25 protein-coding genes and 1 pseudogene are annotated in these 24,384 nt (G+C 63.2%); 4 read left to right on the top strand and 22 right to left on the bottom strand.

Annotated elements, in window-relative coordinates; all coding sequences use genetic code 11:
- Position 1: 1 nt before the first annotated feature.
- From FS804_RS04890 to FS804_RS04925, 8 genes are all read right to left on the bottom strand, one after another.
- Positions 2–3,805: a glycoside hydrolase/phage tail family protein gene (locus tag FS804_RS04890; protein WP_144575187.1), complete on the bottom strand. Its 3,804-nt coding sequence runs from the start codon at positions 3,803–3,805 to the stop codon at positions 2–4.
- 15 nt (positions 3,806–3,820) lie between these two features.
- On the bottom strand, positions 3,821–4,255 hold the full coding sequence (locus FS804_RS04895; protein ID WP_144575190.1) for an NlpC/P60 family protein: 435 nt from the start codon (positions 4,253–4,255) through the stop codon (positions 3,821–3,823).
- Positions 4,252–5,136, bottom strand: a complete 885-nt coding sequence (locus tag FS804_RS04900; protein ID WP_144575193.1) for a DUF2163 domain-containing protein — start codon at positions 5,134–5,136, stop codon at positions 4,252–4,254. Before FS804_RS04900 ends, FS804_RS04895 begins: the two co-directional genes overlap by 4 nt.
- Positions 5,133–5,771 (bottom strand): TIGR02217 family protein, encoded by a 639-nt coding sequence (locus FS804_RS04905; RefSeq protein WP_144575196.1) that lies wholly within the window; start codon positions 5,769–5,771, stop codon positions 5,133–5,135. The genes FS804_RS04900 and FS804_RS04905 overlap by 4 nt, the downstream gene beginning before the upstream one ends.
- A gap of 72 nt (positions 5,772–5,843) precedes the next feature.
- Positions 5,844–6,425: a phage tail tape measure protein gene (locus FS804_RS04910; protein WP_144575199.1), complete on the bottom strand. Its 582-nt coding sequence runs from the start codon at positions 6,423–6,425 to the stop codon at positions 5,844–5,846.
- A gap of 108 nt (positions 6,426–6,533) precedes the next feature.
- Complete coding sequence (locus tag FS804_RS04915; RefSeq protein ID WP_063950963.1) at positions 6,534–6,743, bottom strand: rcc01693 family protein; 210 nt, start codon at positions 6,741–6,743, stop codon at positions 6,534–6,536.
- Positions 6,740–7,099 carry a gene transfer agent family protein gene (locus FS804_RS04920; protein WP_063950962.1) on the bottom strand — a complete coding sequence of 120 codons (360 nt, stop codon included), beginning with the start codon at positions 7,097–7,099 and terminating at the stop codon, positions 6,740–6,742. Before FS804_RS04920 ends, FS804_RS04915 begins: the two co-directional genes overlap by 4 nt.
- Positions 7,099–7,506 carry a phage major tail protein, TP901-1 family gene (locus FS804_RS04925; RefSeq protein WP_144575202.1) on the bottom strand — a complete coding sequence of 136 codons (408 nt, stop codon included), beginning with the start codon at positions 7,504–7,506 and terminating at the stop codon, positions 7,099–7,101. Before FS804_RS04925 ends, FS804_RS04920 begins: the two co-directional genes overlap by 1 nt.
- Before the next feature lie 89 nt (positions 7,507–7,595).
- Here FS804_RS04925 and FS804_RS04930 point away from each other — a divergent pair, with 89 nt between their 5' ends.
- Complete coding sequence (locus FS804_RS04930; protein WP_186376660.1) at positions 7,596–8,795, top strand: MFS transporter; 1,200 nt, start codon at positions 7,596–7,598, stop codon at positions 8,793–8,795.
- A gap of 7 nt (positions 8,796–8,802) precedes the next feature.
- Here FS804_RS04930 and FS804_RS04935 read toward each other — a convergent pair whose 3' ends face one another.
- The 11 genes and pseudogenes from FS804_RS04935 to FS804_RS04985 all read right to left on the bottom strand — a co-directional run bounded on the left by FS804_RS04935 (position 8,803) and on the right by FS804_RS04985 (position 17,424).
- Complete coding sequence (locus FS804_RS04935) at positions 8,803–9,198, bottom strand: DUF3168 domain-containing protein (protein ID WP_144575205.1); 396 nt, start codon at positions 9,196–9,198, stop codon at positions 8,803–8,805.
- Complete coding sequence (locus FS804_RS04940; RefSeq protein ID WP_144575208.1) at positions 9,195–9,530, bottom strand: phage head closure protein; 336 nt, start codon at positions 9,528–9,530, stop codon at positions 9,195–9,197. Before FS804_RS04940 ends, FS804_RS04935 begins: the two co-directional genes overlap by 4 nt.
- Before the next feature lie 3 nt (positions 9,531–9,533).
- Positions 9,534–10,103: a head-tail connector protein gene (locus FS804_RS04945; protein ID WP_144575211.1), complete on the bottom strand. Its 570-nt coding sequence runs from the start codon at positions 10,101–10,103 to the stop codon at positions 9,534–9,536.
- 179 nt (positions 10,104–10,282) lie between these two features.
- On the bottom strand, positions 10,283–11,551 hold the full coding sequence (locus tag FS804_RS04950; protein WP_144575214.1) for a phage major capsid protein: 1,269 nt from the start codon (positions 11,549–11,551) through the stop codon (positions 10,283–10,285).
- Positions 11,552–11,582: 31 nt separating this feature from the next.
- Positions 11,583–12,173 (bottom strand): HK97 family phage prohead protease, encoded by a 591-nt coding sequence (locus FS804_RS04955; RefSeq protein WP_063950957.1) that lies wholly within the window; start codon positions 12,171–12,173, stop codon positions 11,583–11,585.
- 29 nt (positions 12,174–12,202) lie between these two features.
- Positions 12,203–12,523 carry a DUF6107 family protein gene (locus tag FS804_RS04960; RefSeq protein ID WP_144575217.1) on the bottom strand — a complete coding sequence of 107 codons (321 nt, stop codon included), beginning with the start codon at positions 12,521–12,523 and terminating at the stop codon, positions 12,203–12,205.
- A 197-nt stretch (positions 12,524–12,720) separates the two neighbouring features.
- Positions 12,721–13,887, bottom strand: coding sequence for a phage portal protein (locus FS804_RS04965; protein WP_144575220.1), 1,167 nt, complete (start codon positions 13,885–13,887; stop codon positions 12,721–12,723).
- A gap of 296 nt (positions 13,888–14,183) precedes the next feature.
- Positions 14,184–14,492: a Dabb family protein gene (locus FS804_RS04970; RefSeq protein WP_063951108.1), complete on the bottom strand. Its 309-nt coding sequence runs from the start codon at positions 14,490–14,492 to the stop codon at positions 14,184–14,186.
- Positions 14,493–14,547: 55 nt separating this feature from the next.
- Complete coding sequence (locus tag FS804_RS04975) at positions 14,548–15,186, bottom strand: hypothetical protein (protein ID WP_144575223.1); 639 nt, start codon at positions 15,184–15,186, stop codon at positions 14,548–14,550.
- A 449-nt stretch (positions 15,187–15,635) separates the two neighbouring features.
- Positions 15,636–16,896 (bottom strand): annotated as a pseudogene (locus FS804_RS04980) (DNA-packaging protein).
- Between the two features lie 3 nt (positions 16,897–16,899).
- Positions 16,900–17,424: a hypothetical protein gene (locus FS804_RS04985; RefSeq protein ID WP_144575225.1), complete on the bottom strand. Its 525-nt coding sequence runs from the start codon at positions 17,422–17,424 to the stop codon at positions 16,900–16,902.
- Positions 17,425–17,905: 481 nt separating this feature from the next.
- On the opposite strand from FS804_RS04985, the gene FS804_RS04990 reads away from it, so the two are divergent.
- Complete coding sequence (locus FS804_RS04990) at positions 17,906–19,546, top strand: alpha/beta-hydrolase family protein (RefSeq protein ID WP_186376730.1); 1,641 nt, start codon at positions 17,906–17,908, stop codon at positions 19,544–19,546.
- A gap of 22 nt (positions 19,547–19,568) precedes the next feature.
- On the opposite strand, the gene FS804_RS04995 is transcribed toward FS804_RS04990, so the two are convergent.
- Positions 19,569–20,408, bottom strand: a complete 840-nt coding sequence (locus FS804_RS04995; RefSeq protein WP_144575231.1) for an SDR family oxidoreductase — start codon at positions 20,406–20,408, stop codon at positions 19,569–19,571.
- 140 nt (positions 20,409–20,548) lie between these two features.
- Here FS804_RS04995 and FS804_RS05000 point away from each other — a divergent pair, with 140 nt between their 5' ends.
- On the top strand, positions 20,549–20,917 hold the full coding sequence (locus FS804_RS05000; protein WP_144575234.1) for a helix-turn-helix domain-containing protein: 369 nt from the start codon (positions 20,549–20,551) through the stop codon (positions 20,915–20,917).
- Positions 20,918–21,045: 128 nt separating this feature from the next.
- On the opposite strand, the gene FS804_RS05005 is transcribed toward FS804_RS05000, so the two are convergent.
- Positions 21,046–21,477 carry an Lrp/AsnC family transcriptional regulator gene (locus FS804_RS05005; RefSeq protein ID WP_144575237.1) on the bottom strand — a complete coding sequence of 144 codons (432 nt, stop codon included), beginning with the start codon at positions 21,475–21,477 and terminating at the stop codon, positions 21,046–21,048.
- A gap of 125 nt (positions 21,478–21,602) precedes the next feature.
- Between FS804_RS05005 and FS804_RS05010 the strand changes: the two genes are divergently transcribed.
- Complete coding sequence (locus FS804_RS05010) at positions 21,603–22,703, top strand: saccharopine dehydrogenase family protein (protein WP_144575240.1); 1,101 nt, start codon at positions 21,603–21,605, stop codon at positions 22,701–22,703.
- 193 nt (positions 22,704–22,896) lie between these two features.
- Here FS804_RS05010 and FS804_RS05015 read toward each other — a convergent pair whose 3' ends face one another.
- On the bottom strand, positions 22,897–24,357 hold the full coding sequence (locus FS804_RS05015; protein WP_144576330.1) for a YdiU family protein: 1,461 nt from the start codon (positions 24,355–24,357) through the stop codon (positions 22,897–22,899).
- Positions 24,358–24,384: the final 27 nt, after the last annotated feature.

Raw genomic sequence — 24,384 nt, forward strand, 5'->3', positions numbered from 1 at the left:
GTCAGGTCGGCAGGACGGCCTGCGCCGCCATGCCCCAGGGCACCGCGCGGCCAAGCTGGCGGACACGCACGGAAATGTGATCCCGCAATGCCGGGAAATCTGTGAGTTCGGCGGCGGTGGCGTAGAGCCAGAGCGGTTCTGAAACTTCCGCCACCCGCCGGACAGTTGCTCCGTCAAGCACCTCGATGCGGTAGGTTTCCGAAGGTTCGTCCAGTGGAATTTCGCTCGCATCCCAACCATCGGCCTCCACCCGCCCGCGCCGTTTCCACCGCACAAGCACGCCTTCCCGGCGCCTCTCAGCAACAAGATGGACCGGCGAAAGCGGCGTCAGCGCCCGCAGGCCGCCCTCGAAGGCGAAGGGCCCACTCGGCGCGCCCGCCATGCCTGCGGCCTCCGCGATCCAGTTCAGACGTCTCCCGCGCTCGCCGGCAGCAAGGCCGAGCGGCTGCACAGCCCCATCCAGAACCACCACCGGCGCGCCTTTTGGAGCCCCGGTGACCATCGCGTCTTCCGTGCCACCGAGCCCACGCAGCAGCGAGGAGAGCCGCCAGCGCGATGGCGCGATTTCATCGGCGCGCGCGAAGGCGACGATTTCCCACATGCCATTGGCGGCACGAATGGCAAGGCGGTTCTCGCCGTTCAGAACCGAAAGCTCCGGCACGGAGGCAAGTTCACCAGAGGACAAATCCACGATGATGCTGTTCTGCCGGTCGAAGCGGCCGGAGGGACCGCTCGCCAAGGGCTGTGACAGGGTGCCGATCGTCGCCGGTTGCGAAAGCAGGACGCGCTGCCGATAGCCTTCAGTCGCCGGCGAAGCCGAGACGATGATGGGGCGCCACGGCTTTGCGAATGCCGCGATCCTCGCTGAATCTTCCGGCAGACTGCCGTCATGATAGGGTAGATCGAGGAACAACACTTCCGGCGCGAAACCTTGCGCGCCGCTCGACGCATTGCCGCCCCGCTCCTCCTCCGGGCCGCCGCTGAAGACCGAAAAGGCGGGAGAAAACGCCCGCGCCTCCACCTGCCTCACCGCGCCGTCCTCGATGCGGCTGACGAGAAAGCGCCCGGCAGGCGCTTGTGGAAATGCACCGCCCGGCAGGCGGATGCAATCGCCCGGCTCAAGGCCGATCTCCGTGGGCGGCACGGCAAAACGCAGGCTGCGGCGCGCCTGTCTGTTGTCTCGCAGCAGGGTTTCTGCCGCCGCCTGCGCGGTTTCCGCAGGCAAGGCGGCAGCGAGATCGAGCCGCATCACCCGGCTGCCGGCATTGTCGATGCGGCGGGACCGAACACTAGCCTGTTCATAATTGAGCGTGGGATTGAATGAGGTCAGCACCACCTCGGCGGCAAAATCGCTGTCGTGACCGCGGTTTTCCGACCAGAGCGGTTCGTCCTCTCCATCCGCGAGAACGGCGATCTCCCGCACGGGCATGACTGCAGTGTTGCGCGAGCGAAAGCGGAGGAAGGCGCCCTCTTCCGCCGCATCCACCTGAAACGCTGCCATCAAAGGCTCAAGCAGGTTGCGGGCGGAGGTCACGTCGCCCTGCACGTACCCGGTGAGATCTCCGGTGACGGCGGAAACGTCGAAGGCAGAAAAGCCGTGATCGGTGAGGATCGCGGCGATGGTATCGGCCAGCGTCGCCGTCCCCAACCTTCCGTTCAGCCAGTGGCCGGTGCGCCAGTTTGCCCCATCGCTCCAGGCCGCGCCGTTTTGCGGAAAGGCCGGAAACGGTCGTGCATCCCAGGTCCATAGATAGATGCGGCGGGGGTCCACCATGGTCCCGCCGGCCACTTGCCAGTGATCGAGATGGGCTTCCAGAAACCGCCGCTGCTGGCTGTCGGCACGGTTTTTACGGGAGAAATGGGGAAAAGCGTTTTCCGCCGATTTGGGATCAGGAAAGACATTGGGGCGCGTCGCGCTCTTGTCCACTGCCGGGCAACCGAGCTCGGTAAACCAAATGGGCTTCGAGCCCGGGACCCATGCCGTGGGCGTCGGCTTTTCGATACCCTTCACCCGTTCGAAATGGCGGCTGCGCCACCAAGTGCCGATGTCCTTATATCGATATACCCATGCCTTGCCCTTAAGCCCGTCGGAAATCGGCGTCCGCCTGCGGGCAGCACGATCGGCGTCGCTGGCATAATACCAGTCATAACCCTCGCCGGCCGTGATGGCGCGCCGGAATGCGGCGGCGTCGTCCGGGCCGGTCATGCCATCGGGATTGCCGCTTGCAGCATCCTCATCACGCCAGTCGGAGAGCGGCATGTAATTGTCGATGCCGATGGCGTCGATATCCGGGCTCGCCCAGAGTGCATCGAGATGAAAAAAGACGTCGCCCGAGCCATCCGCCGGCTGGTGGCCGAAATATTCGCTCCAGTCCGCCGCGTAGGTGAGCTTCACCTTTGGGCCCATCACGGCCCTTGCATCAGCGGCGAGCCGCACCAGTTCCTCGACGAAGGGAAAGGCGTTGTTTTCATCCCGAAGCGATGTCAGTCCGCGCAACTCCGAGCCGATGAGGAAGGCGTCCACCCCGCCCGCGCGGGCGACAAGCGCCGCATAATGCAGGATCATGCGGCGATATCCGTCGCTGCGATTGCAGAAGGCGGTAATCGTCGCCCGGGCCGCTGCGCTGCCATCCGGCGAGCCGGGCCGTCCCGGTGCGGGAAAGCAGGTGATGCGCCCGCGCCAGGCGTAGGGATCCTGTTCAGGCCTGCCGTAGGGATCGGGCAATCCGTTGCCCGCGGGCACATCCATCATCACGAAGGGGTAAAGGCACACGCGCAGCCCACGGGCCTTGAGATCGGCGATCGCCTGCAGCACGCTTTGGTCATTCGGGGTGCCGCCATAGGCAGGACCACCGGCGTGGCGGCTGATGACGTGCGCCTCCCCGCGCGAAACGCCGGCGACGGACCATGGGTTCGTTTCCCCGTCGCGTGCGGCCACCTCCACGCCGGGCAGAATGCGGCAATCGCCCGCGCGCATATCCGTGCCAAACCAGCTGACTACCAGCGCCACGCTTTCGAGATTGGGGCAGAGCGCCTGCAATTCATCGATCGCCGCCTGCCAGTCGGTCGCTGCGGTCAAACCATTGCGGTTCATGATGCGGCTTTGGCCGACGCCCGTGCGCTCGCTGACCTGCGCCGTGGCGTAGCCGTGCTCCGTTGCACCGGGAATGACCGTGATGGCGCGGACGGATTTTTCGAGCTTGCCGACCGGCCGCACCACCTCGAACTGCATCAGCGGAATGCGATTGCCGTAGGCGTCGAGCGGCAGGCGCTCAAACACCACATAAGCCAGCCCGCGAAAAGCGGGCGTGTTGCCCGCGCCCTGCTTCGCCTCGATGAGCGGATCGGGCAATTGCGTCTCGCTGCCGGGGTAGAAACGCATCTCGACAGCGCTGAGATCGAGTTCCCGACCATCGGCCCATACGCGCCGCACCATTGCCGCTTCGCCTTCGCAAAGACCGATGGCGACATTGGCGAAGTAGCGGAATGTTTCCGTTTTCGGGCCGCGGCCCGCCTTGCCGCCGCGCCTTTGAACCTCCGTCTGCTCCTCGAAACGCGTGGCCCAGATCAGCGTGCCGCCGATCCGCGCCGTGCCGTAGAGCCGGTTGACTGCAGCACCCTCATCCGCACCGGGAAGGCGCGCCGTCGAAAGGCGCGGGCCTGTCACCGTCCTGCCGTTCGAGAGAAGGGCGCGATCGACCGCATTGCCGGCGAGCGCCCCGGCCGCACGGCCAATCACCGCACCGAGCGGACCAAAAACGCCGCCGAGGGCAGCACCAGCTGCCTGAAAAACGATCGTCGCCATGCCTGCCTCACGAAATCAGGAATCGGGAAAACGGAAAACTCCGGCGATGCGCCGTCGCCAGCCCGGCACCAGCGCCGAGCGCACCACCGCCGCCTGTTCGTAGGTGTGGATGAAATGATCCGGGTCGGCGAGAATGCCCAGATGTTTGGCCGCGGCATCCGCCCGCCAGCGAAACAGCAGCACATCCCCGGGCCTTGCCTCGTCCAGGCTGGAAACCGCGCCAAAATGGCGCGTCGCCGCCGCCATCAGCCGATCCTCGCCGCCGCGTTCGGCCCAGTCAGGCGCATAGGGCGGCGGCGACTCGGGCTCTTCGCCATAGAGCTCGCGCCAGAGGCCGCGGATGAGGCCGAGGCAATCGCAGCCGACACCCTTCAGGGACGCCTGATGCCTGTAAGGCGTACCGATCCAGCTTTCGGCCAGCGCCAGCACTTTCTCGGCTGTGTCGCTCATGGAATCAGCGCTCCACCATCATGGATTTGGCCGCCGCTTGCATAGGAATAGGCGAAATCGGCACCCGGCATGTGCGGAAAACCGCGAAAATTCAGTTGATTGGCAAATTTCGCCCGGCACGCGGCAAAACTCTTGTCGCAGCCTGCGATGATTGAAAACGTATCCCCGGGCAAAGGAAGCGTTTCCGGCGGCAGCCAGAAAGAGAGGAGCGCACCGCCGGTGAGTCGCTCATGACCTTCGATATCGAAGGCTTTGCCGGCGAGCCTGCCGCTTGCGAAATGCAGCTTTCCCCGCGCAAAGAAACCGTCCGCAAAGGCGTCGAGGCCGGACGCCAGAAGCGCGCCCGAGGTTTGCACCGCCGCCACGCTGCCGTGGCCGGTGAAACGGGAGAGATCAACGCGACAACGCCTGTCTCCCAACGCGGCATCGCAGCGGCGACCATAGACCCTGCCCTGCGGCTGGCCGAGGCGATGGGCGATGCTGCGAAGCTCCGCGCGAAACGACCCACCCGCCCGCGTCACCTCGCCGATCTCGCGCGCATGAAGCAGCACGTGCTGGTCCGGCGCCTGCCAGTTGACGAGGAAAAGCTCCACCGTCGCGCCATCGAAGCGGCCGGCGGCGAGATCGTCCTGCGCAATGGCGTCGCTCGAAAAGCCTCCCGCCACTTCGCCGGCGCTTGCGCCAAGCCCGGTTTCGCTGTCGCTGTCGCTCGCCGAAAAGCCACTGGCAGCCAGGTAGACCGTGCCGCCAAAGGAGACCGGCTCATCATGGTCGGTGAAGCCGATCACTGCGCCGTCTCTCAATGTCACCTTCCAGCAATGGCAAATGGTTGTCGCATCGGCGCCGAGATGCCCGGCGAGGACTGCGGGAATGGTTTTCATGGCAAGATTTCCAAGAGGGGGATCGAGGGGATGCGACCTGCCTCGAAAGCGGTGAGGTTCACCTCGATGCGATCGATCGCGAAACGGACTGGAACGTCGAATTCGAAACCGGCGCGAATGATTGCGCCGGGGCGCGGCAACCGCCCCGCCCGAAATGTTACGATACCCGTCGTGTAGTCGACATCGGCATCGTCAGAGCCCGCCTTTACCCCATCGACAGAAACGGTCACGGAACCTTCTGCCGGTTTTTCAATCCTGCGGGTGAAGGAACCGCCCGCATCGGCATAGGTCTTCAGCAGCTGAAATCCGGCCGTCGCCCCATCGCCTGTCCCGATTATCTGGTCGGTTGCAGCAGGTTTCTGGCCGGGCGGGCAGGATTTGAAATCGACGGGATCGCGGAAGCGAAAACCGTAAAGCTCGCCACGCCGTGCCTCGAAGAAGGCGATGACGTCGTAGAGATCGGCGACGGAGCGAATGCCCGAGCCCGCGTCATAGGAGCGCCGTGCGTTTCTCCAGCGCTGGTTACGGTTCTCCCTGCCGTTCGAGAGGTTGACGATATCCGTCCGCCGCACCGGCCCACCGCTCACACCGAGCGCAAGCCGCAGCGGAAACCGCACTTCATGAAATGCCGCCATGTGATTGATCCTGGATTCTTTTTGATCGTCTGCGGAATCAGGCGCTGCCGAAGGCATGGGCTGAAGCTCGGCTCACAGGCCGCGCTGGCCCCGTCCGACGCTGCGCGCCAGCATCGCGGCGATCTGGCCTTCGCTTTTGCGGAAGCTCGCCGCATCCGTCGCGGTAACGTTGAAGACGATCTGCGCGCCGCCACCGCCTGCGGGTGCGGCGACACCAAGCGCGCCATCGGAGCCACGCTTCAGCGGCAGGATTGCTTCCGCCCCCGCCTCGCCCATCAGGCCAAGCCCGCCGCCCATCGGAAAGAACGCTGGACTGGAGACCACGCCACCCTCGGCAAAGGGCGTGATACTGCGCCCCGGCGCGCCCCCGCCGGCAAAGGCAAACAACGAACCGCCGCCGTTCAGCAGTCCGCTCACGGCGTTGCCGATCATGCTTTCCAGTGGCTTCAGCCCGGCTGAAAGCGCCATTCCGGAAAGCCTCTGGCCAAGGCCGCGCAGCACATCATCCAGCCCCTTGCCGCCCGTCGTTGCCGCCTGAAGGGCCGTCGTCAGGGCCGCCCCGAACCGCTCGGACCGCCGTTCGAGATCGCCCATGACCTCAGCCAAAGCCTCGGCCTCGTCGCGGTTCTCGGCAATCGATCTTTCTCCTGTCATGACGCTTGCCTTTCTGATTCAACTGACGAATCCAGGGTGCTGAAACATCTTTCAAAAATCCGTTATTTCAGTTCTTCAAAACCCGGCCGGAAAGATGCCCTGGGGCCGTCACCCATCCGGAAACTGCCGCATCAATGCCTCCATTGTCGGGCGGTCCGGGCAGCGTTGGGTCATGTTTCCCCCGGTCATCGCGAAGAACTCCCTCGGCGTCATGCGCCAAAAGGTTTCGGAGGAAAGCCGCAGCAGGTGGAAGCCCGTATGAAGCACGGCCTGCCATGGGAAGGGCGGCGGTGTCGCCTCGCCTGCTGCGGCTATCAAGGGTCCGGTGACGGGTGACCTTTCGGGTATGCGAATGTGGCTGTCAGGAGATCGGCGACGATCGCGGCATGGCCGGAAACGCCGCCTTCCACGGTGGCGGCGGCGACGTCCTCATCCGAGAAGACATTGCCTGCACCACGAAGGCCTGCGCCGATCACCCTGATCATATCCGCCGCCTTCATGCGCCCGCTTGCGAAACGCTGCGCGAGCGCGGTCAGGTCGTCGGCCTCAAAGGCGGTTTCAAGCTCGGCAAGCGCCCCGAGCGTCAGGCATAAAATGCGCCTTTCGCCGTCGATCAGCGCTTCGATCTCGCCGCGGTGGCGGTTTGCCCGCCCGTAACGCAAACGCTCAGCCATCACACTGCTCCAAATGTCAAAAGACCCGCCGATTCCAGCGCGATCTCGAATTGCACTTCGCCATCGTGACGCCCGGAATATTCGAGCGCGACGATCTGGAACGGCCCGGTAATCGTGCCGAAATCGGGAATGAGGATCTGCCAGCCGGGAATGGCGCCCGTAAAAAAGGCGCCCCGAACCAGCGCATCGCTCGCCGCATCCTTGAAGATGCCCGACGCTGTCAGCGCAGCTCTCTGCACCCCGGCACCCGCCAGCAACTCGCGCCAGCGCCCGGCGCTTTCCCCATCGGTTATGTCCACCGCCTGGGCGTTAAAGGCCAGACGCTGGGTTCTCAGCCCGGCAACAGTGACATATGTTCCGGCATTGCTGAATTTCAGCAGAAAATCCTTGCCCTTCTGCGCCACCATGCTTTTTCCTTCCGTTTCGATTGCGGTTGCAGGGTGTTGCGGGCCTGCCACCAAGAATGTTCCTTGCCCTTGCATTGTGCGGTCCTGCCATGTCCGATCTTGCCTCCATGACGTTCCGCACACGCCTTATCGGCGTGCTGGCGCTCGGGCAGGTCGTCAGCTGGGGTTCCGGCTTCGACATGCTGGCCATTCTCGGCCCGCGAATAGGACGCGAACTCGCCATTCCCAACGAAGTCGTCTTTGCCGGACTGACAGTCATGATGACCATCAGCGCGCTTTGCGGGCCGCTGCTCGGGCGAATGCTCGTGCGCCATGGCGCCGCGCCCGTGCTGATCAGCGGCACGCTTCTTTTTGCCTGCGGCTTTGCACTGCTTGCTTTTGCAGGCGGCGTCACCAGCTATCTGCTGGGCTGGGCGGTGATGGGCCTTGCTGGCACCTGCGGGCTGACGACGGCGGCACACACTGCCGTGGTCGAGCGCGTCGGCGCAGAGAGCAGCCGATCCCTGACGCTGCTGATGGTCTTTACCGGCCTTTCGGCGGCCGTGTTCCTGCCCGTTACAGCATTCGCGGACCAGCATCTCGGCTGGCGGGGCACGCTGATTTTTTACGGCTGTCTTCAGCTGTTCCTGCTGCTGCCGCTTTACATCTTCGTTCTTCCGCAAAGACAGGGCGCGGCTCCAGGCCAGAGCCTCCATCCTGGCGAAATCCCGGCCTCGCCTGTCGATACGCGGCGCGCCTTCCTGCTTCTGGCGGCGATGATCACGCTCAGCTCCTTCACCGCCTTCGGCTTCTCGCCGCTTCTGCCTTTGCTTCTGGTGCATTCAGGCGCATCGCAAGCGCTGGCGATCCAGCTGGCCTCGGTGCGCAGCGTGCTTGCGATTACTGCGCGCGGGCTCGATTTTCTGCTGGGAAAAAGGGGTAATCCCTTCATCACCTGCCTCATCGGGCTCTGTCTTCTCCTGATATCCTTCCTGGTCCTGCTCGTCTTTTCGCCGGCCATACCCGCCTTTGCCGGCTTCATCTGCCTGTTCGGTTTCGGCGCGGGTGTGCTCACGGTCAGCCGCGCCGTACTGCCGCTTGCGGTGTTCTCTCCGCAGCAATACGGACTTCAGGCTGCGCGGATCTCGCTCCCGCAAAATCTCGCCATCGCCTTTGCGCCTGTCATCTTCACCATGGCGCTGGACCGCGGCGGTGTGGCCGTAATGCTCGGCATCGCTTCCATCCTGATCATCTGTTCCCTGCTGCTGCTGATCCTGCTGTGGAAAACCGTGGCGGCACAAAAGGCTTGAAAGCGGCTCATTCCGTTACCGCCCTGAAGCGCATTTCGAGGACGAAGTTCCGTGACTTCGGCTCCCGGCGCGAGCGGCTGGACAGCAGCCGGAGATTGACGAGCGAGAAGCCGACGAGCGGCAGCGCGGCGTCATCCAGCAAGGTTTTCAGCCTGGAAGCGATCTCACCCGACGCCCTGCGGCCGTTGGCATCGCCCCAGATGTGCAGCGTCAGGAAATGCTCCTCGGCTTTCTCCGTCGCGGTCGAATAATCGCGGGTGTCGAGTTCGTCGAAGACAATGCAAGGCAGATTTGCACGCGGCAGAAGCCGGTCGACGATGCCCCCGGGGATGAGGGTCGTCAGCGCGACATCGCCCGCGAGCTTCTTGACGATGGCCCTCAGAAGCGGGTTTGCGGCGCTCATCGGTTTTCCTCTTCGCAGCGGCAGACGATGAAGCGGCGCGTTTCGTCCGGGTCCATCACAGCGCGGATGGCGAGAATGCGACGGCCCTTGCGAAAACGCATGCCGGCCGCAATGTCTTCACGATACACCAGCCACACGCGGTGGGTGATCGTCACGCCTTCGGCCGACGCCCGCTCATGCGATGTCTCCGACACCGGTTCGATTGCGGCCCAGAGCGACAGGAGGAAATTCCAGCTTTCCGCAGCACCACCCTGCCCGTCCGGCGTTTCGGTCCGCACGTCCAGTTCCAGCCGTGCCGTCAGCTTGCCGGGGTCGAGAAAAACGAGGTTCATGGCTCAAAGTCCCAGGCGGCAGAAGGGGGCCACCAGCCGCTCGTAACCGGCAGGAACCGCCGCAGGCTGATTTTCCGGCGTGACAGCGCCGCGGAAGGCAAACATCTGTGCAACATGCGAGAGCATGGCGCGCTTCAGCGTGTCAGGCACATCCGTCCCCGCCTCGCCGTAACCGGCGATGAAATCGATCTCGATGCCGTTCATCACCCGCCCGGGGGACGGCGGATCGCGCAGCCAAAGCCGTGCCGGACGTGCCGCGCCGTCGAGCAATCTCTCGACGCCACGCAGGTTCTCTGCCTGGCCCGCGCCATCAAAAACCAGAATCTTTTCGATGGTTTGCACCGGTGTCTTGCCAAGCAGAATCACACCCGTTTGCGGCCAGCCATCGAGATAAAGCCGCCATGTCTGGGCGAGGAGGCAAAGGCCGGTGGTCCGCTCCAGATGCTCGCGCGCGGTGCGGATCAGCGCGGCAAGCAGCAGATCTTCTTCGCCGCTGTCGAGGCGCAGATGCGCCTTTACTTCGGCAAGCGTCAGCGGCTCCGCCTGCGGCGGATGAATGAGGGCATAGGTCATGGCGTCTCCGATGAAGAGGGCAAGCGGGTGCGTCTTTCGCCTTCTCCCCGAGGGGGAGAAGGTCGCGGCAGCGGGCTGAGAGGGCAAGGGCAGTGATAGACCGAGAGCTTGTCCCCTCATCCGGCCCTTCGGGCCATTTTCTCCTCACGGGGAGAAGAAACGAGCGGCACCGTCGAGGCTCAGTTCACGCCGAATTTCACCAGCTTGATCGCCTCGAAATTCTGAACGCCGCCGCCCACGCGCTTGGTGGTGTAAAACAGCACGTAGGGCTTGGCCGAATAGGGATCGCGCAGGATGCGGACGCCGGTGCGGTCGACCACGAGATAACCTGCGCGGAAATCACCGAAGGCGATGGCAAAGCTGTTGGCCGCCACGTTCGGCATGTCTTCCGCTTCGGTGACCGGAAAGCCCATCAGCGAGGCGGGCTGGCCGGCTGCGGCTGGCGGATGCCAGAGATACGCGCCTGTCGTGTCCTTGAAGCGGCGCAGTGCGGACTGGGTTTTGCGGTTCATCAGGAAGTTTCCGTTCTGGCGGTGCCCCGCCTTCAGCCCGTAAACCGCGTCGAGGAGCACATCCATCGGTCCTCCCGACGCAAAGCCGGCGGAAACGCCGGTCGCGACATAGCCGATATTGCCCCAGCTCCAGCTGTCATTGACAACGGCCGTGTAGGAGAGAAAACCCTTCGGCTTGTTGACGCCATCGCCGGCGATGAAGGCGGAGGCCTCCTGCTCGGCGAAGGCTATATCGACTTCCGAGGCGATCCACGTCTCGATATCAACCGCAGCATCGTCCAGCAGGGCCTGGGTGGCGGCGGGCATGGCGTAAAGCTCCATGGTCGGAAAGGTCAGCTCTGACAGCTTCGGCGTCGTCGTTTCGGGGCGAGCCGCCGTTTCCGCGACCCAACCGCTGGCCAGGCCGCTGGCGGAGAAAGGTTTTTTCAGAACGGCGGTGGAAACCTGCCGGACGGTTGCCAGCGCCCGGATCGGCGAAATCGCCGTCATGCGCCGGCCGATCTCGCCATCCGTTTCAGTCGGCAACAGGAAACCGCCATCAGCTCCCGCCGAACCGGAAAAGGCCTTGGCCTCGAGATCGCGCAGTCCCCCGTCTTCCCCGCGCCTGATATAGGCTTCGAAGGCGGCCTTATGCTCTTCGGCATCGTGAGACAAGACGTCCTTGCGTCCAAGCGCGGGGCGTGCCTTCTTGAGCGCCAGATCGTCCATGATCCTGCGGTTATCGTCGAGCGCCTTGTCGATGCGGTCGAGCTTATCACGGGTGACGACATCGGCGCCCATCTTGCGCTCGATATCGGCAAGCCGCTGGTCATTGGTTTCCCGGAACGCCTCGAAGGCCTCCATGAAGTCGTCGAATGCCGCGGTCACCGTATCGGGCACGGCCTTCACCTGCGGCGCGACGGTCATCGGAGCCGGTTTCGTCGTCTGGTCTGTCATGTCGTTTCCTTGTTGGTTGGTGCCTGAAGGTTCAGCGTTTGAAGCTTGTGTCGAACAGTGAGCGGGCGGCGCGACGCATGGTGCGCACCAGTTCGGTCTCACGGTCGCGGAAGAAGCGGGCGTGCTTGACGTCGGAGACGCGCGCAGACGGCAGCATCGGAAAGGTAACGACCGAGATTTCCCAGAGATCGGCTTCCAGAATGCGCCGGACACCGGCTTTGGTCGCCTTGCCAGCGCGCGCCTCTTTACTGGAACGGACTGTGCGGAAGCCGATCGACAGCCCGTCCAGCGCGCCGGCCTTCATCAGCGAATGCACCTCGCGGGCACGGGCAACACCGGGCGCCAGCATGCCCTCGACATAAAGTCCGCGCTCATCCTCGCGGATGGTACGCCAGGCGCCGATGGGCTCGGCCGGATCATGCTGGTAAAGCATGCGGATACCGCCAGCACCCCGCTCCTCGATGGATCGGCGGAAAGCGCCGCGCTCGATCATGTCCTGACCGAGATCGACCTCCCCGAAGACGCTGGCGTAACCGGAAAAGGTGCCGTCACTGGTGATGCCGCGCAGCTCCAGACTGGCGAATTTGCGCGTGGCGGGGCGTGGCCCGCGATAGACGTGCATGGGAAACTCCTGCGATGTGGACGCTGATGTCAGACGCGCGGACGGGCGCTGTAGCGTTCGGCGATACGCACCAGGACGCCAAGTCCCCACCACGCGCCCATGCTGGCGGCCGCCGAGCCCGCCACCATGATTTCCCGCCCCGTAAGGGCACCGGCAATGTCGAGCTGCTGCACGATCCACAGGCCGATCGGCCCGCCGAAGATCATGCCGCAGGAAACGCCGGTAATGAAACGGCTCGCGGCTTCCCGCCTGCTTTTCGGCAGCAGGTAAACAAGCGATACGCCGGCACCCGCGACGGCGCCGGTAATGCGGGCGGCCCAGATGCCGGCCTCGTTGGCGAATTCAGACATGGGTAATCATTCCGTTCTAGGATGTTGAAATCGGGCGCACGCATGGCGACGCCCGCAGGTGGCGTTCGCGCGCCTGCGACGGGACATTTTTCGAATCTTCGGAATCGCTTGGGCGGAGAACCTCATAAAGAGAGTCCGCGACTTCAGAGATCGCTTTAAGGCGGACGCCACGCGCTCCGCGAGCGCGCCCTGCCTCTTCAGTAGCCGACCGCTTCGCGTTTTTCCTCGTCACTGAGGAAAGATGCGGCTCCGATGCGGGACCAGAGCGCGTCCCGCTCGCCCGCCAGTCCGGCAATTTTGTCGAGATCCGGTTCGAGCCGCAGCCCCGCCCCGAAGACCGGAGCGAGCCAGCCGCATAGCCTTGCCGCCGTACGGTTCACCAGCGGCAACACGGTCAAGCGGTAAAAGGCGCGGTTTGCCTCCTGATAGTTGGCGTAGGTGTTGTCGCCGGGGATGCCGATCAGCATGGGCGGCACGCCGAGCGAGAGCGCGATATCGCGCGCAGCACCGTTGCGCGCCTCTAGAAAATCCATGTCGCGCGGCGAAAGGCCCATGGCCTTCCAATCCAGCCCGCCTTCCAGAAGCAACGGCCGGCCGGCATTCATCGCGCCCTGATAACCCTCCTCCAGCTCCCGCTTCAGCCGGTCATATTGCTCCATCGAAAGATTGCCGCCTTCCTTCGGCTGGTAGACCAGCGCACCCGAGGGCCGGGCGGAGTTGTCGAGCAGGCGCTTGTTCCACTGGCTTGCGGCATTGTGCAGATCGAGTGCGGCGCCCGCGGATGCAAGCGGCGCAAACCCGGTCCGGTCATCCAGCGGGTGAAACAGCTTGAGATGCAGCAGCCCCAGCCCATCGCGCTCGGCCGCGATACGCCGGGTCGTGCGTCCCTCGGCCCTGTACTCGTAAGCGACCGGCCAGCCATCCGCCCCCTCGACGATGCTGACCCGGTCGGGCCGCAGCAGATGCAGTTCGCGCAACCGCCCGCCGATAACGAGCGGTTCGACATAGGCGTTCCCGGCAAGCAGCAGATGACCGTAAAGCGCCTCGAAAAAATCAGGGCCGCTCATATGGCCGCTCGGCTTTGCAAGCAATGCCAGCAGTGGATGGTCGGCCAGTTCGTCGTCGCCATCATAGAGCAGCCAGCTGACGGCGGCAGACGCTTCCGCAACCATGCGCGCCGCGCGGTGGGCGACCGGGTTCTTCATAAAGCCTTCGCGGGACAGCGCGGCATAAGACCGGCCGGACCAGAAAGCCTGTCCGCCCTGCACTGCCACCGCCATGAAGCCATCAGCCATTTTCCGGTTTTCAGGCACGGCTCTGCCGTCCGCCGGGCGCAGCCACGGCAGGGAGAAGGGAAATCGCATTGGGTTGTCCTTGTGTTGATGGCTTACGGTGCGCCTATGTCGTCACCCGGGACCAGATCCACGACTGTCCGGTTCAAATTGAGATAGCGACCGGCAGCGCAAGACACATAGATCCCGTCATTCCGGCCTCGAGCCGGAATAGAGCCGACGTGAGTCTGCACGGCGAAGAACCTCTTTCAGCCCAAAGACTCGGGCAGGCTGGATGCCGGATCGGGTCCGGCATGACGGAATAAAGGGGTTCGGGTGTTGTCCGCAGTCCGTTCGCCAGGCCTTGCGGTCGTCGCGGCGGTAACGGCCTACCGGATCGGCGCTTTCACCGCCCTGTCGCTGTCGAAATCGGCGGCAATGCGGGTGTCGCGCAGCGGCTTTACCGTGCGGGTCGAAAGATCGTAAGCGGGATCGGCCTTGTACGCCGCAAGCGCCGCCTCGTTTTCGAACTCGCCATAGACGATGAAATCGACCGAGTTGCCCCATTGGTCCTTCTTGACGTTCTCGCCGATTTCCAGCTTCAGCGCATGCGGGATGGCGGTGAGGCCGGAGAGGCCCTTGCGCACGGCATCGCGGTTTTCCTCGGGAACGGTGAAGAAGACGATATGGCGGATCACGGTGTCACCTGTCATGCAAAGTTCAACGATGGCCGGTTGGCGGTGGTAGGGGTTATCATCTGGCTGGCGCGGGTTCAATCCGCGCCGCGACAAGGGCCGCATGAAATGCACGGCCATAGCCCGCGACCAGCCGCGCCCTGTCGCTGCCATTGATGATTGCCCGCGCACCTTCCCAATCTTCGCTGGCCCCGCTCAGGAAATGCGAAAGCCGGCGGCCGGTGAAGCTGCCACGCACCATGCCCAGGATCAGGATCGCCGTCGCCACGTCAAGCGCCATGGCGCGTTCCGGCCGGTCGAGAAGGTCGACGCCTGTTATCGCCGACATGGTCTCATAGTTGCGGCGATGGGTGAGTTGCACGAAACCCCGGCCGAGCCAGCTTTTTCCTTCGGCATCCGGGCGCCAATAGGGTTTGCGTACCATGGGCAACCGTCCGGCCGCAAAAGCCCGGTCGAGCCGCGCAATCGCTTCGGCATCGCTCGCCGCCATGGTCTCGCGCACCGGCTGCATGGTCGCCGCCGTTTCGTGGAAAGCCGTCGCCAGCATGTAAGCGAGCCAGCGCGTGTCACCCTGAGGGAGTTGCTTTTCGAAACCGGAAACGATCGCTTTCGTGCCAGCGAGCTGCTCCCCGAGCAGACGACCGTCGAAGACCGACAGGCGTATCGACGCGACGAATCGTGCCTCGTGATATGGCATATAGGCTCCTGAAAATGAGAGGCATCGTGGCGGCCGGAATTATCAAGATGACGACCGTCCGGACTAAATCGATTTGAAAAAATCTTAATCGATTTTAATCCGCACGCGCTGGTTTAGGGGTAAAAATTTCCTTGAATTTCGGAACCTTACGGCGCTTACTCCGTTCATCGCGCAGCCCTGCAGCGTTAACTATTCTAAGGAGGAATGCCACCATGACAGCGACAATCCCCCAGACCGTTTATGACCGTCTCGAAAACGAGTGGCGCCAGATGCGTGAAACCGGCTCCCAGCCGAAACCATCCCAGTCGCCCAAGAAGTGATAGCCGTCAGCCGCCTGATTTTCGGCCACTGACGATGCCTCGTTTCTTCTCCCTCGCGGGGAGAAGAAACTGGCAGCCTGCGCCAGACCTCGTTCAGCCTGCGCCCGCATAAGCTCATCAGCGAAAGCGTTACATTCCCCGCACCTTCGGTTCACTCATTACCAGCGTCGTCAGCGCCGTCATCGCCCAGACAAGCGCATCCAGCCGGTCTGGGGAGCGACCCGACGAGAGGCCATCGGCTGTAAAATCGGTCATCTGGTCTTCCAGTTTTTCAAATCGGGCGGCGTGACGCACGCGGCCCTGTTCGTAGAGGGCCGCCACGGGCTCGGCGCGGGCGAATTTGCCCCGGCTTGCGCGCACCAGCGTCAGCGGCAGGTGTGCATCGATGCTCTGCAGCATGGCGCGCACCATCTCGCCGCCCTGATTGATTTCCGCCACCACCCGGTCGGCCTCGTGCCGGCGAAAAGCGGCCACAACCGCGCGGGCCCAGCCTGCCGGCGTTTCGGCTTCCACGGAGGAGTCGGAGAGCACCACAAGACGACCGGACATGCCCTGCCCTGCCACAACGATGCCGCAGCAGGAATGTTCACCGGCGCCCGAGGGCGGATCGACCGCGACCACCACACGCGAGAGAGGCTCGTGGTCGGCGTCGGTGATTGCCTCCAGGTCGGCCCGTTTCCAGAGCGCCCCCTCGCGATCATCGATCAGTTCGCCGCCGATTTCCTGCCGCCCCAGCCGGGTGCCGCCGTAGCGGTCCTCGATAGCTTTCAGGAAGTCCGGAGACAGATTGCGTGCGTTCATCGCGGTCGGCATCCTCGCCACGCGCGCCGTCGGATCGGCAAGTAGGGCCTTCAGCAGCGGAATGGGCCGGGGGGTCGTGGTGACGAGTTGCCGCGGCGCCTCCCCCAGCCTCAGACCGAATTGCAGCATGTCCCAGGTTTCCTGCGGATATTTCCATTTGCCGAGCTCATCCGCCCAGGCCATATGAAACTGCGGCCCGCGCAGGCTTTCCGGGTCTTCCGAGGAAAACACCTGCGCCACCGCGCCATTCGGCCAGAGAAGGCGACGCCGCGACACTTCGAAAAAGCGGACGACGCCTGCGGGCGATGCGGCATATGCCGGAGATACCGTCGATCATCACCTCGCGGGCATCACCCAGCGTTTCCGCCACAAGCGCGATGCGCAGCTCCGACTGCCTGCCGGAGGAAGCGACTGCGTGTATCCATTCGGCTCCCGCCCGGGTCTTGCCGGAACCACGTCCGCCGATCAGCAGCCATGTGCGCCAATCCCCTTTTGGCGGCTGCTGCGGCAGGTTACCGACAAAACGCCAGTCTCGCTGGAGAGCGCGAAGCTGCGTCTGCAGATGGAGTTCATCGCAAAGGTCCTGCATCCGTCACTCACCAGCCGCCGGACCGTTCGATGCGACAAGCGCCTCCTGCCAAGCGCGGCACTTCTGCTCCGCCAGTTCATCGATACGGTTGAGAAAATGCGCGACCGCCGTTTCGTAAGCTTCAGCCTCCGCATCGTCCTCGATGACGAGCGCCTCACGCTCTTCAGCCAGCACCCGCTGCAAGGCGTCGATCCGCTCCAGCGTGCGCACAATGAGCGACAACTGGTCGGTCGCGGCTTTGACATCGGCCCGCGCTAACTTGGCCGACGTGTCCTCCGGCGCACCCAGCAAGGCCGCCTCACCCGCCTGCCGGAGATTGCGGTAGAGCCCGACCTCGTCGCGCATCTCGTCCGTCAGCTCGTTCAGCAGCTCTCGCAGACGACCGTTGCGCGCCGCATCTTCGGCAATCAGCTTATCGGCCCGCGACTTCGTTTCCAGCGCGGTGTCCGGAATGCCCTCGCCCGTACCGGTGGGCCGTTCCGGCCACGCGCGGTGGAGAGCCGGGTCGCAAGTGTCAGAATTCGTCATGGGATCGAGCCTGAGATGGAAATGGCAGTGATGACGGTTGTGTGACGGAACATCTTCCGTCATTCCGACCGTGAGCCGGAATTCAGCCAGCCCGAGTCATCGGACCGAAAAGTCTTTTCGCGGCAGACCCCGCGACGGCTGGATCGCAGGTCAAGCCCGGAATAATTAGGTGAAGGGTTCTGGCCCCGGAGGACAAAACCGAACGGCGGCTGGATAGGCAACAATATGGCGCGGTGTGCGAAGGAACCTCACCAACAAACCGGAAAAACCTCTTGGATCGTCTCCCGTCCGTCAGCCGCAAATCTCCGACTGTAACCAAACACTACCAAACCACCGTTACGGTGTAAAGGATTATTTTCCTATTTCTTTGATTTTTTTCCCTTCAGCATGGGATTTGCACCCATGCCCATCGCATACTACACTGCGCACGGACGCGGTGCATAAGGGGCATGCTGAGTTGGTGAAACAATGGGTTAAGCGGTTGTTTGCAGGCCTTTCGGCAACCGGCATCGTCTTTGGCACCCTGCTATTCTGCGCCTCTCTCACCCCGTCGCTTCTGCCGCGCACCTGGGTGATGCAGGGCGTGCTTTGCGGCTTTTCCTTCGCAATCGGCTACCTGATCGGGGTCGCACTCCATGCCGTCTGGGCTTATCTGGAGCTGCCAGAACCCTCGCGTCACAATATGCGTGGCATTCGCTTTCTGATCGGACTTGCTGCGGCGATCACGGCGATTGCGTTTTTATGGCAGGCAAAGGACTGGCAAAACTCGATCCGCGTGGTGATGGAGCTTGATCCGCTCCCGAGCGCCCATCCCACCAGGACGGGGGGCCTTGCCGTACTGGTTGCGGCGGTTCTGATCGGCGCGGGCCGGCTGTTCCAGCTGATCCGGCGGTTCTTTGCCACACGCAGCCGGCATTTCCTGCCGCGTCGCCTAGCCAATGTTCTCGGCATCGCAGCCGCCGTCATCGTATCATGGATGCTGCTCAATGGGCTGATCTTCGATATCGGGCTGCGCTTTGCGGATTCGTCACTGAAACAGGTCGACGCCTTGATCGAGCCGGATGTGCCGCGCCCTTCCGATCCGTTGAAGACCGGCAGCGACGCCTCGCTGATGACGTGGGAATCGCTCGGCCGGCGTGGCCGCGAGTTTGTCGCGGAAGGTCCTCGGGGCGAGACCATAGCAGCCTTCACCGGCCGCGCCGCCAAGGAACCGCTCAGGGTTTATGCGGGGCTGAACTCGGCCGCGACGCCCGAGGAACGGGCGGCTCTTGCGCTTTCGGAACTGAAGCGTGTCGGCGGCTTTGAACGCAAGGTGCTTCTCGTCGTCATTCCGACCGGCACCGGGTGGATCGATCCGGAAGCGCTCGACACGGTCGAGTATCTGCATGATGGCGATATCGCCAGCGTCGCGGTGCAATATTCCTATCTCTCCAGCTGGATCGCGTTGCTGACGGAGCCGGATTACGGTGTTGAGACGGCCCGCGCCCTGTTCGAAGCCATCTATGGTTACTGGACGACCCTGCCCAAGGAAACGCGACCGAAACTGTACCTGCATGGCCTGAGCCTCGGTTCGCTCAACTCGCAGAAGTCCTCCGATCTCTATGATGTGCTGGCCGATCCCTTCCAGGGTGCCTTGTGGAGCGGTCCGCCGTTTTCCAGCCCCACATGGCGCATGGCCACAAACGGCCGGGTGAAGGGCACGCCGGAATGGCTGCCGCGCTTCCGCGATTCCTCCGTCATCCGCTTCGCCAATCAATATACAACGGCGCATATGCCCGATGCGGCATGGGGGCCGATGCGGATCGTCTATCTGCAATATGCGAGTGACCCGATCACTTTCTTCGAGGCCGCCTCGCTTTACCGGCGGCCGCAATGGATGGCGCATCACGGACCCGACGTCTCCACCTCGTTCCGCTGGTTTCCGGTCGTCACCCTGCTGCAGCTCGGCCTTGATGTCGCGGCGGCGACGACGGCACCGATCGGTTACGGCCATGTCTACGCGCCGGAGCATTACATCGATGCGTGGACGGAGGTGACGGCGCCGCAAGGCTGGAGCGCCGAGGACATTCAGCGGCTGAAAATGTTCTTCAAGGCCCGCCGCGGCTCCACCGATCCGGCTTGATCGCGGCGGGCATCGTGACGACTCAGCCCTTCAGCCGGTCCAGATTGTCGGCGATGTAGGTCTCCAGCGAACGCGGCGGATGGCCGGTCAGCGTTTCGACGTCGCCGGTCACCACGGCTGTCCAGCCTTCGCGCACGGGATGGAAGATCGATGCGAGAAAGGCGGCGTAATCTTGCGGTACGCCCGCACCGGTGAGAATGCCGATGAAGACATCATCCGAAACCGCGCTGTAGGAGACCGGTTTGCCGATCGCCTGGGAAATCAGCGCGGCTGCCTCGCCATAGCCCAGGGCTTTTGGCCCGGTCAGGTTAAAGGCCCTGCCGTCAAAGGCATTGGACGTCAGCGCAGCGGCTGCGCTATCGGCGATATCGCGCACGTCGATGAAGCTGGACTTGCCCTCACCCGCCGGCACGGCGATCTGGCCGTGGTCGATGCCAGCCTTCCAGTAGCTGTGGAAATTATCGGCGAACCAGTTCGGGCGCAGGATGACGTAAGGCGTGCCTGACGCGATGATTTTCAATTCGATCTGACGATAGGGAATGGAATCATCCGCGTCGACGCCGAGGACGCTGAGGAAAACGATCTTGACCTTGCGGCGCGCGGCCTCTTCGACAACAGGCGTCAGCGCATCGATGGCGTCCAGACGCCCGCCGGAAAGAAGCAGGAACAGGCGGTCAACGCCGTCAAATGCCTCCCCATAGGTCGATGCGTCGGTATAATCGAAACGCACCCCTTCCGCGCCGTCCGCCGGCTTGCCGCTGCGCGACGCCGCCTTCACGCTTTCGCCCTTTGCAACCAGCGCCTTGACCAGCGGTGTGCCGATGGTGCCGGTGGAACCGATCACAAGTATCTTGCCTGCCATCTCAAATCTCCTTAGTATCTAATTGAAACCATGTTTCGAAAACACAGATACTGCGTTGGAGAAATCATGAAAAGAGAGCACTTTTCGGTTAGCTGGTTTCCTCGCGGAAACCCTCCTGGCCTGAACGACGGAGCGTAGAGATGGAACATACCTATGACGTCTATGAGGATCGCTGCCCAACGCGCATGGTGCTGGATCGGATCGCCGACAAGTGGGCGCTGTTGATCCTCGACAAGCTGCGGCGTGATGCCGTTCGCTTCAACCTGCTACGACGCGAGATCAAGGGCATTTCGCAGAAGGTCCTGTCGCAGACGCTGAAGAAGCTCGAGCGTGACGGGCTGATTTCCCGGCAGGCCTTTCCGACGGTTCCTGTCACGGTCGAATATTCACTTACGCCGCTGGGACGCACGCTGACTGATACCGTGGCGGCGCTTGCCCATTGGGCGGAAGGCAATATGGACGCGGTGATGGCGGCGCAGCGGGCTTATGACGAGAGGGCGGTGGTCTAGATGGCGTCGCTTTCGGGTAGCAACGGAAGCATGGGAGCGGCAAGCTCCTTTATTGTTTCGTTTTGCAGACCGTCGCATCCGTCATGACGGAAGTGGGTTTCGCGCATCTTCCACACTTTCAAACGCTCTTACCGCGAAATCCGCGTCGACAGAATAATCGAAGACAGCGTGCGCTCCACGCCATCGAGCGCGCCGATGCGGTCGATCAGCCGGTCGAGCTCCAGGATCGACGGCGCGGACAGAATGGCAATCAGGTCGAAGGTGCCGCTGACCGAATGCAGCGTGATGACCTCCTTGATCGCGGCAAGTGCGGCGGTGACCGACGGCAGGGCCTTCGGGCCGATGGTAATCAACACATGGGCGCGCACCAGCCCGGAGAGATAGGTCTCCGACAGCCGCAGGCCATAACCCGCGATCACCCCCTCCGCCTCCAGCCGCTCGATGCGGGCCTGCACCGTGGTGCGGGAAAGGCCGAGCCGGCGCGCCAGTTCCGCCACCGGCATGCGGGCGTTTTCAGACAGCAGCGCAAGCAGCGCCCGATCTTTATCCGTTATTGCCATAATGACCAATCCTGTCGTCTAACTGCTTAATAATATCGGGCGTTCTGCACAAATTGAAGCTCTGAATCGCAGCGAAGCCGCAATATGATTGTGCCCTATGAATTTTTTCTGCGGGGAACAAAAACATGAAAAACATTGTCGTCATCGGCGCGGGTAATATCGGCTCGGCCATCGCCTGGATGCTGGCGGCATCAGGCGACTATCGCATTACAGTCGCCGATCGCTCGGCCGATCAGCTGGCCAATGTGCCTGCTCATGAACGCGTCGATACGGAGATCGTCGACATCACGGACCGGCCCGCGCTTGAAGCGCTGCTGAAAGGCAAGTTTGCCGTGCTCTCCGCCGCGCCGTTTCATCTGACGACAGGTATCGCCGAGGCGGCCGTCGCCGTCGGCACGCACTACCTCGATCTGACCGAGGACGTCGAATCCACCCGCAAGGTCAAGGCGTTGGCGGAAACCTCCGCGACGGCCCTCATTCCACAGTGCGGCCTCGCCCCCGGCTTCATCTCCATCGTCGCTGCCGATCTTGCCGGCAAGTTCGACAAGCTCGATAGCGTCAGGATGCGCGTCGGCGCCCTGCCGCAATATCCGTCCAATGCGCTCAACTACAACCTCACCTGGAGCACAGACGGGCTGATCAACGAATATATCGAGCCGTGCGAAGCCATCGTCGAAGGTCGCCTCACCGCCGTTCCGGCCCTGGAGGAGCGCGAGGAGTTTTCGCTCGATGGCGTTACCTATGAGGCCTTCAACACCTCGGGCGGCCTTGGCACGCTCTGCGCCACGCTGGAGGGCAAAGTGCGGACGATGAATTACCGCACCATCCGTTACCCCGGCCACGTGGCGATCATGAAGGCGCTTTTGAACGACCTCAACCTGCGCAACCGCCGCGACGTGCTGAAGGACCTGTTCGAGAACGCGCTGCCCGGCACCATGCAGGATGTGGTCATCGTCTTCGTCACGGTCTGCGGCACCCGCAACGGCCGCTTCCTCCAGGAAACCTATGCCAACAAGGTCTATGCCGGCCCGGTTTCCGGCCGGATGATGAGCGCCATCCAGATCACCACGGCGTCAGGCATCTGCACGGTTCTCGATCTGCTTACCGAGGGCGCGCTGCCGCAGAAGGGCTTCGTGCGACAGGAGGAAGTGGCATTGCCGAAGTTCCTCGACAACCGGTTCGGCCGGTATTATGGCGCGCATGAGCCGCTGGCAAAGGTTGGGTGATTTAAAGGCACAGCATTGACGCCGGTTTCTTTTCCCCGCCGGGGAGAAGGTGGCCCGAAGGGTCGGATGAGCGGGCAACCTCTCGATCTATCGCTAACGTCCGCCTCTCATCCCGCTGCTGCGACCTTCTCCCCCTCGGGGAGAAGGCGAAACAGGCACCCGCTCGCTCCGGCGCGGGGGATCAGCGCTACGCTTACGTCCCGCAAAACGTCCTGAACACCCGCTCGTGGCTCATCGGCGGCTGCATGTAGACGGTATTGTCCGGCCGCTCGTCAAAGGGTGTCGCGATCGCCTTCAGCATGGCGTGGAAGGGCTCGAAATCATCCTCTTCCACCGCAGCCTCGATCAGCTCCTCGATACGGTGGTTGCGTGGGATGATCGCGGGATTAACCGAGAGCATTGCCGCCGATCTGTCTCGATCCGAAAGCCCCTCACGGCCAGCTCTTTCGCGCCAGCGCGCGAGGAACGCGTCCGCTCCGGCAAGGTCGATGAGCATGCCGCGGAACGGTTCCACGTCGCCTTCAGCCGCATGGGAAAGACGCCGGAAGGTGAGCGTATAATCCGCCTCCGACGCCTGCATCAGCCCAAGCAGAGCCTGCACCAGATCCATGTCGCCCTCTTCCTCGGTGGTCAGGCCGAGCTTCTCGCGCATGCCGGAAAGCCAGCGTTTGGGAAAGGCGGCGGCGAAATCGGCAAGAACGGTATTGGCGAGTTCGGCGGCTTTTTCGACCTCCTGATCGAGCAGCGGCAGCAGGCATTCCGCCAGCCTTGCAATGTTCCATTGGGCGATGCCGGGCTGATTGTTGTAGGCGTAACGTCCCTGCGCATCGATGGAGGAAAAGACCTTGTTGGGGTGATATTCATCCAGGAAAGCGCAGGGGCCGAAATCGATGGTTTCGCCCGACACCGCCATATTGTCGGTGTTCATCACGCCGTGGATGAAGCCCACCATCATCCAGCGGGCGATGAGGTCGCATTGCCGCTGCGCAATGCCCTGCAGCAAGGCGAGATAGGGATTATCCGCCAGTCTTGCCTCGGGATAATGCCGATCGATGACGTAATCCGCGAGGTGTCCGATCGCCTCGTTGTCTTCCCGCGCGGCAAAGAACTGGAACGTGCCGACACGGATGTGGCTTGCCGCAACGCGGGTAAACACGCCACCCGGCAGGCCGACCTCTCGCTGCACTCTCTCGCCCGTCACGACTGCCGCCAGTGCCCGCGTGGCGGGAATGCCCAGCGCAAACATCGCCTCTGACACGATATATTCGCGCAGCACAGGACCGAGCGCCGCGCGCCCGTCGCCCCTTCGCGAAAATGGTGTCGGGCCGGAGCCCTTGAGCTGAATGTCGCGACGCTTGCCGTTCCTGTCGACCACCTCGCCGAGCAGGATGGCACGCCCGTCACCGAGTTGCGGCACGAAACCGCCGAACTGGTGGCCGGCATAGGCCATCGCCAGCGGCTCAGCCCCCTGCGGCACGACATTGCCCGAAAAGATCGCCGCCAGCCTGTCGTCATCGAGGCCTTCAACATCAAGATCAAGCTCGTCTGCCAGCGCGCGATTGAAGGCGATGAGACGCGGCGCCTTGACCGGCGTCGGCAGCACGGCGGCGCTGAAGCGCTCCGGCAGGCGCGCATAGGAATTGTCGAATTTCATCACGGTTAAACTCCCTGCTTTGCCCCT

It is taken from the genome of Agrobacterium sp. DE0009 (assembly GCF_007680755.1).
Taxonomy (GTDB): Bacteria; Pseudomonadota; Alphaproteobacteria; order Rhizobiales; family Rhizobiaceae; genus Agrobacterium; species Agrobacterium tumefaciens_B.

What these genes read in the sequence shown, in the direction of transcription:
- FS804_RS04995 (WP_144575231.1), bottom strand. Translation starts at nt 20,408, where the DNA reads ATGGCAGGCAAGATACTTGTGATCGGTTCCACCGGCACCATCGGCACA.
- FS804_RS04895 (WP_144575190.1), bottom strand. Translation starts at nt 4,255, where the DNA reads ATGAGCGACACAGCCGAGAAAGTGCTGGCGCTGGCCGAAAGCTGGATC.
- FS804_RS04890 (WP_144575187.1), bottom strand. Translation starts at nt 3,805, where the DNA reads ATGGCGACGATCGTTTTTCAGGCAGCTGGTGCTGCCCTCGGCGGCGTT.
- FS804_RS04950 (WP_144575214.1), bottom strand. Translation starts at nt 11,551, where the DNA reads ATGACAGACCAGACGACGAAACCGGCTCCGATGACCGTCGCGCCGCAG.
- FS804_RS04945 (WP_144575211.1), bottom strand. Translation starts at nt 10,103, where the DNA reads ATGACCTATGCCCTCATTCATCCGCCGCAGGCGGAGCCGCTGACGCTT.
- FS804_RS04960 (WP_144575217.1), bottom strand. Translation starts at nt 12,523, where the DNA reads ATGTCTGAATTCGCCAACGAGGCCGGCATCTGGGCCGCCCGCATTACC.
- FS804_RS04920 (WP_063950962.1), bottom strand. Translation starts at nt 7,099, where the DNA reads ATGGCTGAGCGTTTGCGTTACGGGCGGGCAAACCGCCACCGCGGCGAG.
- FS804_RS04985 (WP_144575225.1), bottom strand. Translation starts at nt 17,424, where the DNA reads ATGACGAATTCTGACACTTGCGACCCGGCTCTCCACCGCGCGTGGCCG.
- FS804_RS05005 (WP_144575237.1), bottom strand. Translation starts at nt 21,477, where the DNA reads ATGGCAATAACGGATAAAGATCGGGCGCTGCTTGCGCTGCTGTCTGAA.
- FS804_RS04905 (WP_144575196.1), bottom strand. Translation starts at nt 5,771, where the DNA reads ATGGCGGCATTTCATGAAGTGCGGTTTCCGCTGCGGCTTGCGCTCGGT.
- FS804_RS04955 (WP_063950957.1), bottom strand. Translation starts at nt 12,173, where the DNA reads ATGCACGTCTATCGCGGGCCACGCCCCGCCACGCGCAAATTCGCCAGT.
- FS804_RS04965 (WP_144575220.1), bottom strand. Translation starts at nt 13,887, where the DNA reads ATGCGATTTCCCTTCTCCCTGCCGTGGCTGCGCCCGGCGGACGGCAGA.
- FS804_RS05015 (WP_144576330.1), bottom strand. Translation starts at nt 24,357, where the DNA reads ATGAAATTCGACAATTCCTATGCGCGCCTGCCGGAGCGCTTCAGCGCC.
- FS804_RS04900 (WP_144575193.1), bottom strand. Translation starts at nt 5,136, where the DNA reads ATGAAAACCATTCCCGCAGTCCTCGCCGGGCATCTCGGCGCCGATGCG.
- FS804_RS04940 (WP_144575208.1), bottom strand. Translation starts at nt 9,530, where the DNA reads ATGAACCTCGTTTTTCTCGACCCCGGCAAGCTGACGGCACGGCTGGAA.
- FS804_RS04975 (WP_144575223.1), bottom strand. Translation starts at nt 15,186, where the DNA reads ATGCCATATCACGAGGCACGATTCGTCGCGTCGATACGCCTGTCGGTC.
- FS804_RS04925 (WP_144575202.1), bottom strand. Translation starts at nt 7,506, where the DNA reads ATGGTGGCGCAGAAGGGCAAGGATTTTCTGCTGAAATTCAGCAATGCC.
- FS804_RS05000 (WP_144575234.1), top strand. Translation starts at nt 20,549, where the DNA reads ATGGAACATACCTATGACGTCTATGAGGATCGCTGCCCAACGCGCATG.
- FS804_RS05010 (WP_144575240.1), top strand. Translation starts at nt 21,603, where the DNA reads ATGAAAAACATTGTCGTCATCGGCGCGGGTAATATCGGCTCGGCCATC.
- FS804_RS04935 (WP_144575205.1), bottom strand. Translation starts at nt 9,198, where the DNA reads ATGAGCGCCGCAAACCCGCTTCTGAGGGCCATCGTCAAGAAGCTCGCG.
- FS804_RS04930 (WP_186376660.1), top strand. Translation starts at nt 7,596, where the DNA reads ATGTCCGATCTTGCCTCCATGACGTTCCGCACACGCCTTATCGGCGTG.
- FS804_RS04910 (WP_144575199.1), bottom strand. Translation starts at nt 6,425, where the DNA reads ATGACAGGAGAAAGATCGATTGCCGAGAACCGCGACGAGGCCGAGGCT.